Genomic DNA, 11,988 nt, shown 5'->3' on the forward strand with positions numbered 1-11,988 from the left:
AGGCTAATATGGGTGCTGATTCGTCCGGCGTCGCCGGATTTCGACGCAAGACCGTCAAGCGTTTCGGCAAGAAGCTGTTTCGCGGTACGCTGATGGACTTCCTGTCCGCTCAGTCGCGTATTCCCGATAAGCCGGTGCTCGACAACGCGCTTTTTCCCTGGGCCGAGGGCGTGCGCCTGCAGTGGAAAGCGATGCGCGACGAGCTCGATGCGCTGCTTGAGCGGCGCAGCGCGTTGCCGAGCTTCCAGGAGATCAGCCCCGATCAGGCGCGCATTTCCACCGACGACCAGTGGAAGACTTTCTGGCTGCACGGGTTCGGCGAACGCATGGAGTTCGGGCGCAAGATGTGCCCGGCGACCTCGGCCGCGCTCGACCAGATCCCGGGGCTGTCGAATGCGTTCTTTTCGATTCTCGGTCCGGGCAAGCACATACCGCGGCATCGGGGCGTGACCAAGGGGCTGGTGCGTTGCCATATCGGGCTGCGCGTGCCGGATTCGCCCGAGCCGTGCCTGATTCAGGTCGACGATGTGGACTGCCACTGGCAAGAGGGCGGCATGTTCTTTTTCGACGACACCTATCCGCACGAGGTCTGGAACCGGACCGACGGCGAACGCGCGGTGCTGCTGTTCGATATCGAGCGGCCGATGGGCCTGCCCGGCCGCGCCGTGTCGCGCGCCATGATCGCGGCACTCAAGCGCACGGCTTATTTCCGTGACGCGATGACCAATCAGCGGGCCTGGGAGGAGCGCTACCGCGCGGCCGCCGGCCGTGATGCCTGAGTGATGCCTGGTTTCATCGCACGCGCTTAACACGGTCGGTTTGTCAGACTGCATCAATAGGAGAGGACGAATTTCAGGCACCGGTCGACAAGAAAAACAGCCGATCGAAGAGGGGCCGATCAAAGAGGGGACATATAATGGCACGATTCTATTTTTCGGGCCGACGCAGCCACGAAGTGGCGGCGTGGCGCCGGCGCCTGACGTGGTGGGCCGAGGCCGCCGTGCTCAAGAGCCTGATCGGCCTGCTGCGCGTGTTGCCGCTCAAGGCCGGGCTTGCCATCGGCGCGACCCTCGGCGACGCCCTGGGCCGGCTGTCGCCGCGGGTGGACAAAGTGCGGCGCAATCTCCAGGTAGTGTTTCCCGACGCTCGCGGCGAAAAGCTCGAACGGATCACGCGGGCCTCGTTCGCCAATGTTGGGGTCGCGATGGTCGAGCTGGCCAATCTCGATCGGCTATGGCGCGAGCGCGACGCGCGCATCGAATTCAACGTGATGTCCGGGGCGAACGTGCCGAACCGCGAGCGGCCGACGATATTCGTGACCGCGCATTTCGGCCCGTGGCAGCTCACGCCGCTGATCGGGCGCTACTACGATGTCCCGCTCCCGGTGATCTATGCGCCGGAGCAGAACCCTTATGTCGACCGGGCGCTCAACCGGCTGCGCGCCGTGTTCGCCAATCCGCTGGTTTCGCGCGACGGCGGCATGCGCATGTTCATGCGGTCGCTGGCGCGCGGCGAGTCGATCGGCATGACCGTGGACACCCGACTGGACAGCGGTGAAGCGGTACCGTTCTTCGGGCATCCGGCAATGACCAACACCGCGCCGGCGCGGCTCGCGCTGCGCTTCGACTGCGATCTGGTGCCGGTGCTGGCCGAACGCCTGCCCGGCGGGCGTTTTCGCGTTAACATTCATCCGCCGGTCACGCCCGACCGGCCAGCGACGACGCGCGACGAGAAGGTGCTGGACATGAGCCGGCAGATCAACGCTTTGTTCGAGGCCGCGATCGTGCGCCATCCGGGCCAATGGCTTTGCCTCAAGCGCCGCTGGCCGAAAACGGTGCATCGGCAATACGCTTGAACAGGCCGGAACCGGCTGCGTCATAATAGGGGCGAGAACCGGGCACGGCAGAGGTAGCGAACGTGGCGATTCGAAGCAAGCGGGTGATTGAGACGTTTCTGGCCGGCGATTTGCGCCATGCCGAATCGGCCCAGACACGCCCGTTGTGCCTGACCTTGCCGCCCAAGCCCGGCGTGACGCCCAGCGACAAGCAGCCGGTGCGTATCTTTCTCGGCACCGAGGCGGTGCAGTTCCGGGCCGAGCGCGCGTTCGTATGGTCGGTCGAGCGGGTGCGCGATCCGTCGCGCAGCTATGAAATTCATCTCATGAAGGATTTCACCGGCTTCGAGCGCCGCCTGTGGTTGACCGGTTTCACCAATTATCGCTTTCTGATTCCGGAACTTGCCGGCGCGCGTGGGCGCGCGATCTATAACGACACCGATCAGATCTATCTGCGCGATCCGGCCGAGCTGTTCGACCTCGATATGGGCGACGCCGGGGTGTTGTCGATCAACGACCGCGATACGTCGGTCATGCTGATCGACTGCGCGAAGATGATCGATCTTTGGAACGGGCGCACCGCCCGCAAGGTCGGCAACCGCGAACTCGAGAAACGGATGCGCCGCGCCGGCCTCTGGGGCGATTTGGACAACGGCTGGAACGCCCGCGATGCCGAGTACGCACCCGGCGAGTCGTATCTGGTGCACTACACCACGATCCATAGTCAGCCTTGGCGGCCGACACCGCAGGATTTCGTCTATCGCGCCAATCCGGCCGGCGAGATTTGGCTGGGCATCGAGCGCGAGGCGGATACCGCCGGTTTCCAGGTGTTCGGGCCGCGCCACCCGACGCCGGATTTCGCCGCGCGCGCCTCGCGGCGTCGTTTCGAGACACCCTCGGCGAGCCGGCTGGCCGATTTCAAGCGCCTGGTCGAGGATGCCGGCGCGACCTCAATGGCCTACTACGGCTACGACCGGGCCGAGAGCCTGTCCGGGCTCGGCGCCATCGCCTGCCGCACGGCCCGGCCGGAGGATCTGGCCGACGGCGCGGTGCGCGAGCCGGTGGACGTGGTGGCCGCCGACGGGCTCGCCCAGTTGCCCGATCCCGATGTGGCCTGGGTGCTGGATTCGCTGTTCGCCCAGGCGCGCCGCGCGGTCATTGTCGCCGTCACCATGGACGACAGCGCGCATCGCGCCACGCCGGCGGACGAGATCTGGTGGTACCAGCAACTCGAAGCGGCCGGTCGCCGGGCGCCGACGCGCCACTGGCGCCTGGTCGTGCGTAAACCCCGGTTGGGCCGAGCGCCGAGGGCCCGGTGCTGGTCGGGCGGGGCCCTGTTGTCCACGAAGCCCCTCGTGTGGGCGCTGCTGCACTACAAGACCGGCCATCGCAGCCAGACGCTCGGCCTGAGCGAAGCGCTCGGTTGGCGGGTCGAGGAAAAAGAGATCGCGCGCAAGCCGCTGCGTTACGGGCTGGCGATGGCGCGCGATGCGCTCGGCCTGGGCGCAGCGGGCTGGCCGGGCGGGCTGAATGCGCCCTGGCCGGATGTGGTGGTGGCGTCGGGGTGGCTGCCCGCGGTGGCGGCGCGCGCGCTGCAAAAGCGCAGCCACGGCGCGACGCGGTTGATTCTGCTGGGCCGGCGCGGCGGCCGCGTGGGCGAAAGTCAGGACATCGCGGTGGTCTGTCGTCATTTCCGGCTGCCGCCCAATCCGCGCCAGATCGAAACGATCCTGCCGCCCAACAAGGTCGCCGCCGGCCGGCTCGCCGCGGCGCGCCAGCGGTGGCCGGACCTGTTCGGCGACGCAGCCGCGCCGCATATCGTCTGGCTGGTCGGCGGCGACAACGCCCAGCACGCGCTGGATGCCGATACCGCCGGCGAACTCGCGGCGCGTATTCAAGCCCAGGCCGACGCGGCCGGCGGCACGCTCGCGGTGCTGACCAGCCGGCGTACGCGCGAACAGGCGGGCCGGGCGATCAACGCCCGGCTCGCCGAATCGAGCCGGTTTGTGCCCTGGCAGCCGGCGGACCAGGCCGACAATCCTTATCTCGGCTATCTGGCGGCGGCCGATATCCTGGTCGTGACCGGCGAGTCGGAATCGATGATCGCCGAGGCCGTGGCCACCGGCAAGCCGGTGTATATCGCGCCGCTGCCGGCCGCCCGCCCCGACCTGCGCCGGCGCGTGGCCGACTGGGCGGCCGACCAGGCCGAGCGCGACCGGTTCAACGCGCGCGGCTCGCGCCGGCCGCAGCAGGGCCTGCAGTATGCCTGCGCCCGCCTGGTCGATCGACGCATTCTGCTGCCGCGGCGCGATATGGCCGCGCTGCATAAAGCGCTGGTCGCGCATGGCGTGGCGCGCCTGCTCGACGGCGCGCTGGAATCCTGGCGGCCGCCGGCATGGCACGAAACCGAATGGCTGGCTCAGCGCATACGGGCCATGCTACGCCTGCCCGATCCCGACGGCCGGGTAGTGGCAGTCGACGCCGAGCCGATCGCGGCCGTTCGTGCCGGTTGATCGGGGCCGCCATCGCACACCGCGGGTCTGGGTGCTGCTGGGCGCGGGCGCCGGCGGCAACGCGCAGATGATCGCGCTGGCCGAGGCGCTCGGTTGGCCCTACCAGACCCGCCAGCTGTCGTGGAACGCGTTCAATCATCTGCCCAACCCGGTGATCGGCGCGCGCGCGTTCACCCTCGATCGCGAGGCGGATGCATTGCAGCCGCCGTGGCCCGATCTGGTGATCGCCGCCTCGCGTCGTTCGGCGCCGATCGCGCGCTGGATCAAGAAACAATCCGGCGGCAACACGAAACTCGTGCACCTGCTACACACCCAGATGCCGCTGCATCACTTCGATCTGGTGGTCACCCTGGCGCAGTTTCGGGTGCCCGAGGCGGCCAACGTCCAACGCAATACACTGCCGCTCAACGTGATCGATGGCGCGCGCAAGGCCGAGGCCGCCGAACGTTGGCGCGGCCGGCTGGCGTGTTTGCCGCGGCCCTGGATCGCGGTTCTGGTGGGCGGCGACAGTTCGAGCTATACGCTCGATGCGGCGACCGCGGCACGGCTCGGCCGCGAAGCCGCCAGGGCCGCGCATGAAGCCGGTGGCGGCCTGCTGATCACGACCAGCAAGCGCACGCCGGCGGCCGCGGCCGATGCGTTGATCGCGGCCATCGATTGTCCCGCCGAAATTTATCGCTGGCGGGCCGACGATGCCGATAACCCGTATCCCGCCTTTCTGGCGCTGGCCGATCGTTTCATCGTGACCGGCGATTCCGCCTCGCTGGCCGCCGAGGCGGTGGCCACCGGGCGTCCGGTGCGGCTATTCGAGTGGCCGGCGAAAAGACCGGCGCGCCGGCTGTCCGGCCTCGCCGGCCGTCTGCATCGCGGCTTGGTCTATGCCGGCTGGCGCAAGCCGCGGCGCGATTTTGCGGCGTTTCACGCGCGTCTTCGCGACGCCGGTCTGGTCGACGCCGCGACGCCGGCGCCCGTGCCCGACGACATGGGCGCGACCGTCGTTCGTATCCGCGCGCTCATGGGTTATTCTGCGTCCGCTTCGGATCGCCCCGAGACAACCCCCGAATGAGACCTGCCACGAACGAGATTTGGAGTCGTCATGACGTATCTGGACTTCGACCGCTTGGACGCGATGGACGGCAAAGCCTTTCGCGCCACCCAGCCGTACCCCTGGGCCAATCCGGCACAGCTTCTGACCGACGAAGGCTATCGACGGCTGCTCGAAACGCTACCGACCACCGACCAGATGACGCCGCAGTTCGGCCAGGCCCGGTCGCACGGGCAGAAGCCGCACGATCGCTATTCGCTGGAATACCGGCCGGGCCTCGATATTGCGCCCGAATGGCAGGCTTTCATCGACGAATTGCAGAGCGACCATTACCACGATTTCATCAAGCGCCTGTTCGGGCGGGGCCTGTTCAAGCTGAACTTTCATTGGCATTACGCGCCCCGGGGGGCCTCGGTCTCGCCGCACTGTGACGCGCAGCGCAAGCTGGGGTCGCATATCTTCTATTTCAGTTCGCCGGAGAACTGGTCGCCGGAATGGGGCGGAGATACGGTGATTCTCGACGATCACGGCGCCTTTGACCGCAAGTCGGCGCCGCTATTCGAAGATTTCCCCGACGCCTTCGAGGGCGAGAGCATCGGCAACTACAGCCTGCTGTTCCAACGCCAGTCCAAATCCTGGCACGGCGTTCGCGAGATCACCTGCCCGGAAGGCATGTATCGCAAGGTGTTCATTGTGGTCATCAACGATCGCGTGCGCGCGGCGGTGCGGCGCTTCAAGGGCCGGCTCAAGGGCGAGGAAATTCGCGATGTCTAGTACGACGGCCGGCCGGGCCCCGATCGTGCCCGCGCCGGACCCGAATCGCTCGACCGTGATCGCCGTGCTCGGCGCCGGGCGCAGCGGCACCAGCGCGATCACCCGCGGGCTGGCCGCGTTGGGGGTCGATCTGGGCGACAAGCTGCGCCGGCCGGGCGGCAAGAATCCGACCGGCTTTTTCGAGGACAACGACATCCTCGCGATCAGCAAGCAGCTCAAGCGGGCGCTCGGAATCCGCGGCCACAGCGTGCGCCTGCTCGACGACGCCGAGTTCGAAACGCCGCGGCTCAAGGCGATTCAGGCGCGGGCGATCGATACGCTCGGCAAGCGTTTCGACGCGGTACCGCTGTGGGGCTACAAATACTCGCGCACGCTGCGCACCATGCCGTTCTGGGCCGCCGTCCACGAAGCGCTCGACCTGGATGTGCGCTATCTGATCGCGCTGCGCAATCCGCTGTCCGTCGCCCGCTCTAGGTCCAAGATCAATCCGCAGCGCGGGCGCCAGGTGTGGTCGGATATGGAATGGCTGGTCAACGTGGTGCCGTATTTTCATCGCACCGCGGGGCGCCCGCGCGCGGTGGTGGATTTCGATCGGTTGATGGCCGATCCGGAAGGCCAGCTCGCCCGCGTGGCGCGCGATCTCGGTCTGACCCTCGGGCCGGCCCGGCAGGCCGGCGTCGATGAATACGCGAACCGGTTTCTGCAGAAGGACAAACCGGCATCGCGCTTCACCCGCGACGATCTGTTCGCCGACCCGCGGGTCAATCGCTGGACCGCCGAGGGTTATGCATTGCTCGACGAAGTCGCCGCCGACGATCTGACGCTGGATTCGCCGGCCTTCACCCGGCGCTGGGCCGATATCGAAGCCGCCGTCGACGATCTCGGCCCGTTGCTGGCCGAATTCGATCATATGCGCGCGGCTACGGTACGCGCGCGCTGGAACCCGGTCAGCCCGGTCGAGGAGATGCGCCAGATCTGGCGCGACCTCAAGGCCAAGTGACACCCGTGCGGCGAGAACACGTCGGGAAGGCAGAAAAGACAAACCGCAGATCAACGCAGATTGACGCAGATGATAAAAGAAAATTTCATAAAAATTGCGCGATTTTGCATTTTTTGATGAATACGTTTGACGGCTTTTCCGGGAGAATACAGCCGGAAAAGATCTTGCAAAGCCGATCAAGCGCTCATTTCATCTGCGTCAATCTGCGTCGATCTGCGGTTAAAATAACTTATGTTAAAGGGAAAAATAGCTAGCGTTCGCCGGCGCCGAGCATGAGCGCGAGATAGCCGTCGGCCGAGGCGTCGGCGGAAAAATCCTCGGCCCGGGCCTTCAGCCGTCCGGGATCGCGCGGATCATCGAGCGTGGCCGCGATCGCGTGGGCCATCGCGACGGCGTCGCCCACCGGCACCAGCCGCCCGTAGCGGCCGTGTTCGAGAATCTCGGCCGAGCCGCCCGGCGCGTCGGTCGCGACCGCGGGACAACCGCAGGCCAGCGCCTGGATCAGCACGCCGGGCAGGCCTTCCCAGCGCGAGGGCAGAACGAACACGTCGGCGTTGGCCATGTAGGCGAAGGGTCGATCGTCCCAGCCGGGAAGATCGACGTGGGCGGCCACGCCGAGCGACTCGGCCAGCGCCCGCAACGGCTCGCGCAGGGGGCCGTCGCCGAGCAGAATCAGACGCGCGTCGCGCCCGCGGCGTAAGCGGACGAAGGCGCGCAGCAGCGTGCTCGGGTCTTTCTGTTCGACCAGGCGGGACACGCCGAGCACGACCGGCGGGCCGTCGCCGCCGAGCCGGGGATCCAACCAGGGATGCGGGCAGGGCGCGAGCGCGCCGACGCGCAGCGTATCGTCGACCGTGGGATTGACCACGGTGACGATACGCGGGCGCGCCAGACCGGTGGCGGCGGCGAGATCGTCGGCCACGGCGTTCGAGACGCCGACAATCGCATCGGCCCGGGGATAGGTGACGCCAACCAGGCGGGCCGTATGCCGCCAGCGCTGTTTCTTTGCGCGCGGATGCGCGAAGCGCGACAGCATGTTGCGTTCGGAGACCACCAGCCGCGTGTGGACGCCGGCCAAGGTGCGAGCCCAAATCGCGACCAGGTTGCACTGGGTCATGGCCGAGAGCATGGCGTCCGGCCGGCGCTCGACCAGATAATCGCGCAGGGCCGCCAGATAGGCGAGCTTGGACCAAGTGGCCACGGGCCAGAGCACGGTCGGCCCGAGTTCGCGCCAATGCGCCGGCGCGGCGCGCAGCGCCAGGATGCGGGCGCGCGGGCTGCTTGTGGCGGCGAGCACGACCACGCGTACGCCGGCCGCGGCGAGCGCGGCTTCGGTTTCCCGGTCGCCGTGGCAGACCACCAGATCGATAGCATGCCCACGCCTGGCCAGCACCACGGCGAGGTTGGCCATCGAGCGCTGGACGCCGCCGCCGGTCAGCGCCGATGTAAACAACGCAAGACGGCTCATCGCGCGCCCAGGCGCAGCCGGGTCTGCAATTCGGCGCGCAGGCCGGGCGCGATGGTCGAACGCAGCGGCGAGGCGAGACAGCGCCATAGCGCCCGCGGGCCGAGTTCGCCCAGCGCGAACCAGCAACTCTTGGCCCAGAACAGGCCGAGCACGCGGGAAAACGCCGGTTCGGGATAGAGTTGGCGCGCGGCGTTGGCGTGGTGCAGCCGATCCAGCCAATGCTCCGCCCAGTCCAGAAAATCCGGCCCGGGCGCGAAACCTTCCTTGTGCATGCGGCGCAGCGCATAATGACGCTCGAGATCGCGCCGGTCGTAGTCGATGCCGAGACGATCGAGCTGGGCGGCAAAAACATCGAGGCGCCATTGCATGGTCTCGGGGCTGCGCTCGTCGCTGGCCTGGTCGTCGTGCCGGCGGCGCTCGACCAGCACCTCGCGCAGCGCGGCCAGACGGTAGTCGTTGTTGATGCGCGCCCAGAGTTCGTAGTCCGAGCCCAGGCGGAAGTCCTCGCGGTGCGGATAGGCGCGCAGGATTTCCGTGCGCGCGGTGGCGGTGGCGTTCTCCAATCCGGAGCGGAACAGCCGCTCGGCCGCGATCTGGTCGGCATCGGCCGCCTTGCGCTTGGTGACCCCGCGGCTGGCGCCGGTGGTATCGATCCAGCGTATCCAGCTGCCCACCGCCGCGTGGTCGGGGTGGCGGGTTAGGAACGCGATCTGTTTTTCCAGCCGCGTGGGCAGCGCCCGGTCGTCGCTGTCCAGAAACGCCGTATAAGGCGCGTGCGCTTGTGCGATGCCGCGATTGCGGCTGGCGGCGATGCCCAGGTTGCGCGGGTTTTCGAGTAGTCGTATACGGGGATCGTCGTAGGCCGCGATACGCGCTTGGCTGCCGTCGGTCGAGCCGTCGTCGACCAGAATCAGTTCCAGGTCGGTCACGGTCTGGGCCAGGATGCTCTCGATCGCGTCGCCGATGAAGCGGACACGGTTGTACACGGGAATGACGATGCTTATTTCGGGCATGTTTGGAGTATGGCGCTGTCCGGCCCGGCGACGCCGGTGCAAAAAACACGCTAGGATAACCTGCCGCATTGTCGAACGGGCAGTCCGGCGCTGCCGCGACGGCCGAAAACGTTTGTATAATACATGCGGGCAATGGATGAGCTGATCGCGTGCAACTGATCAAAGATTTCTTCAAACGCTATCCGGGCCAGTGCCTGATCGTCTGGGCCTGCCTGGTGGTGGCCAGCATTGCCGAAGGCCTGAGCCTGTCGACGCTTTTGCCGATCCTGACGATCGCCACCGGCAGTCAGTCGCCGATGGTCGATGCCAAGACCCAGGATTTCCTCAGCCAGTGGCTGCACCGGCTGTCGATCGATCCCACCATCGGCGCAATGATGAGCATCGTGCTGGTCGGGTTGGTGTTCAAGGCGGTGCTGACGCTGATCGCCTATCGGCAGGTGGGCTATACCGTGGCCGCGATCGCCACCGAGGGGCGGCTGAATTTTCTGCGCGCGTTGTCGTCGTCGCGCTGGGAATATTTCCTCAGCCAGCGCACCGGCCGGTTGTCCAACACGATTTCGACCGAAGCCTCCAACAGCGCGGACGCCTTCCAGAGCATGGCCAACCTGGCGTCGCTGGCGTCGCAGTCGGTGGTGTTCCTGCTGGTCGCGCTGCTCATCAACTGGAAGATTGCGGTGATGGCCGTGCTCATCGGCGCGGCGATCTTCGGTGTGCTCAAGGTCATGGTCTCGATCTCGCGCGAGGCCGGCGGGCGGCAGAAGAATTCGTTCCAGCATCTGATGGCGCTGCTGACCGATTCGCTGGCCTCGCTCAAGCCGCTCAAGTCGATGGCGCGGGAAGGCCAGATCGATCGCATGCTGGAACGCCAGACGCGCGAGCTCAACGGCGCGTTGCGGACCCGGGTGATGGCGCAGGAGACGCTCAAGGCGCTGCAGGAGCTGTTGATCGGGGTGGTGCTCATCGCCGGCGTCGGCGCGTCGCTGCTGGTCTGGAATCTGCAGCTGTCCGAGATCATGGTGTTGACCATCGTGCTCGCGCGCATGCTGACGCGTCTGAGCAAGGTCCAGCAGGAATATCAGAAGCTCGCCTCGCGCGAGGCGTTCTATTGGGCGATGAACGAGCAGATCGATAATGCCCGCGCGGCCCGGGAGACCGCGTTCGGCGATCGACGGCCGACGCTGGAACGGGGCGTGACCGTCGAGCGCGTGAGTTTCGGCTACGAAGGGCGCTCGGTGTTGCACGCGGTCGATCTGGAAATCCCGGCCGGTGGATTCACGACGCTGATCGGCTTCTCGGGCGCGGGCAAGACGACGCTGATCGATTTGATCATCGGTCTGCTGCGCGCCGACGAAGGGCGTATCCTGATCGACGGCGTGCCGATCGACGCCATCGACATCCGGGCCTGGCGTTCGATGATCGGCTATGTGCCGCAGGACACGATTCTGCTGCACGACAGCATCTACAACAACGTCGTGGTGGGCGACCAAAGCTTGTCCGAAGAAGCCGCGATCGACGCGCTCAAGCGCGCCGGCGCCTGGAGCTTCGTCAGCGCTTTGGCCGACGGTATCCATACCAGTGTCGGCGAACACGGCGGCCGCCTGTCCGGCGGGCAGCGCCAGCGCGTGGTTATTGCCCGGGCGCTGGTGCATCAGCCGCGGCTGCTGATTCTCGACGAAGCCACCAGCGCGCTCGACCCCGAGACGGAGGCGGCGGTGAGCGCCACGCTGGCCGATTTGGGCAAGGACTATACCGTGCTCGCGGTATCGCACCGCAGCGCGCTCACCGAGCGCTCGCACCGCGTGTATCAGTTGGATCAGGGGCGGGCACGCCCGGTCGCGGCGCCGGCCCGCGCCAGCGCCTAAGCGGCAACAGCCCCAATCCGCGTACGCTCTACTCGCGGCGTCCGGCGGCGGCCAGACGGCGCAGCGCCTCGGCCAGCGCCCGGTCCTCGATATAGCCGGCCGTCTGTTCCAGATGACAGCGCGTAGCGGCCGATATATAGCGGGCGCGCCGTTCGGCCTGGAATGGCCCGAGTGCGACCGGGCGTACCTTGATGCGGACGCCGTCGACCTGCAGGCGCATGCGCTGGGCCAATGCCCGGGTCAACTGGGGTTCCATATAGCGCAGACGCGTCGCCCAGGCCGCGCTGGCCACATGCAGCCGCAGTTGGTAATCCTCGTAGGCGGCGACCTGCAGTTGCGGCGCGGCCGCCGCGGGCAGGATCTCCAGCAACGCGGCGCGGATGCGCGCCAAAAAACGCGCCCGGCCCAGGATATCGGCCATGTCCGGCGCCGCGATATGCAACAGGGACTGGATTGATTGCGGTGCCGACCCCATGTTC

General features: G+C 67.1%; 10 protein-coding genes. 7 read left to right on the top strand and 3 right to left on the bottom strand.

Features of this window, described 5'->3' with window-relative positions:
* Window positions 1–8: 8 nt before the first annotated feature.
* The 6 genes from VFJ08_RS02270 to VFJ08_RS02295 all read left to right on the top strand — a co-directional run bounded on the left by VFJ08_RS02270 (window position 9) and on the right by VFJ08_RS02295 (window position 7,166).
* Window positions 9–779, top strand: a complete 771-nt coding sequence (locus tag VFJ08_RS02270; RefSeq protein ID WP_324994727.1) for an aspartyl/asparaginyl beta-hydroxylase domain-containing protein — start codon at window positions 9–11, stop codon at window positions 777–779.
* A gap of 137 nt (window positions 780–916) precedes the next feature.
* Window positions 917–1,855: a hypothetical protein gene (locus tag VFJ08_RS02275; RefSeq protein WP_324994728.1), complete on the top strand. Its 939-nt coding sequence runs from the start codon at window positions 917–919 to the stop codon at window positions 1,853–1,855.
* 62 nt (window positions 1,856–1,917) lie between these two features.
* Entirely contained in the window at window positions 1,918–4,347 is a 2,430-nt protein-coding gene (locus VFJ08_RS02280; RefSeq protein ID WP_324994731.1) for an ELM1/GtrOC1 family putative glycosyltransferase, read from the top strand.
* On the top strand, window positions 4,337–5,413 hold the full coding sequence (locus VFJ08_RS02285) for a mitochondrial fission ELM1 family protein (protein WP_324994733.1): 1,077 nt from the start codon (window positions 4,337–4,339) through the stop codon (window positions 5,411–5,413). The genes VFJ08_RS02280 and VFJ08_RS02285 overlap by 11 nt, the downstream gene beginning before the upstream one ends.
* Window positions 5,414–5,443: 30 nt before the next feature.
* Complete coding sequence (locus tag VFJ08_RS02290) at window positions 5,444–6,166, top strand: hypothetical protein (RefSeq protein ID WP_324994734.1); 723 nt, start codon at window positions 5,444–5,446, stop codon at window positions 6,164–6,166.
* Entirely contained in the window at window positions 6,159–7,166 is a 1,008-nt protein-coding gene (locus tag VFJ08_RS02295) for a hypothetical protein (protein ID WP_324994736.1), read from the top strand. Before VFJ08_RS02290 ends, VFJ08_RS02295 begins: the two co-directional genes overlap by 8 nt.
* Before the next feature lie 250 nt (window positions 7,167–7,416).
* On the opposite strand, the gene VFJ08_RS02300 is transcribed toward VFJ08_RS02295, so the two are convergent.
* On the bottom strand, window positions 7,417–8,634 hold the full coding sequence (locus VFJ08_RS02300; RefSeq protein ID WP_324994738.1) for a glycosyltransferase: 1,218 nt from the start codon (window positions 8,632–8,634) through the stop codon (window positions 7,417–7,419).
* The gene (locus tag VFJ08_RS02305) at window positions 8,631–9,647 is read right to left on the bottom strand and encodes a glycosyltransferase family 2 protein (protein ID WP_324994740.1); all 1,017 of its coding nucleotides are present in this window, start codon (window positions 9,645–9,647) and stop codon (window positions 8,631–8,633) included. The genes VFJ08_RS02300 and VFJ08_RS02305 overlap by 4 nt, the downstream gene beginning before the upstream one ends.
* Window positions 9,648–9,796: 149 nt before the next feature.
* Here VFJ08_RS02305 and VFJ08_RS02310 point away from each other — a divergent pair, with 149 nt between their 5' ends.
* Window positions 9,797–11,509 carry an ABC transporter ATP-binding protein gene (locus VFJ08_RS02310; RefSeq protein WP_324994742.1) on the top strand — a complete coding sequence of 571 codons (1,713 nt, stop codon included), beginning with the start codon at window positions 9,797–9,799 and terminating at the stop codon, window positions 11,507–11,509.
* A 28-nt stretch (window positions 11,510–11,537) separates the two neighbouring features.
* On the opposite strand, the gene VFJ08_RS02315 is transcribed toward VFJ08_RS02310, so the two are convergent.
* Window positions 11,538–11,930 (bottom strand): DUF721 domain-containing protein, encoded by a 393-nt coding sequence (locus VFJ08_RS02315; RefSeq protein WP_324994744.1) that lies wholly within the window; start codon window positions 11,928–11,930, stop codon window positions 11,538–11,540.
* Window positions 11,931–11,988 lie beyond the last annotated feature (58 nt).

The sequence above is a fragment of the Salinisphaera sp. genome, assembly GCF_035690525.1.
GTDB lineage: Bacteria > Pseudomonadota > Gammaproteobacteria > Nevskiales > Salinisphaeraceae > Salinisphaera.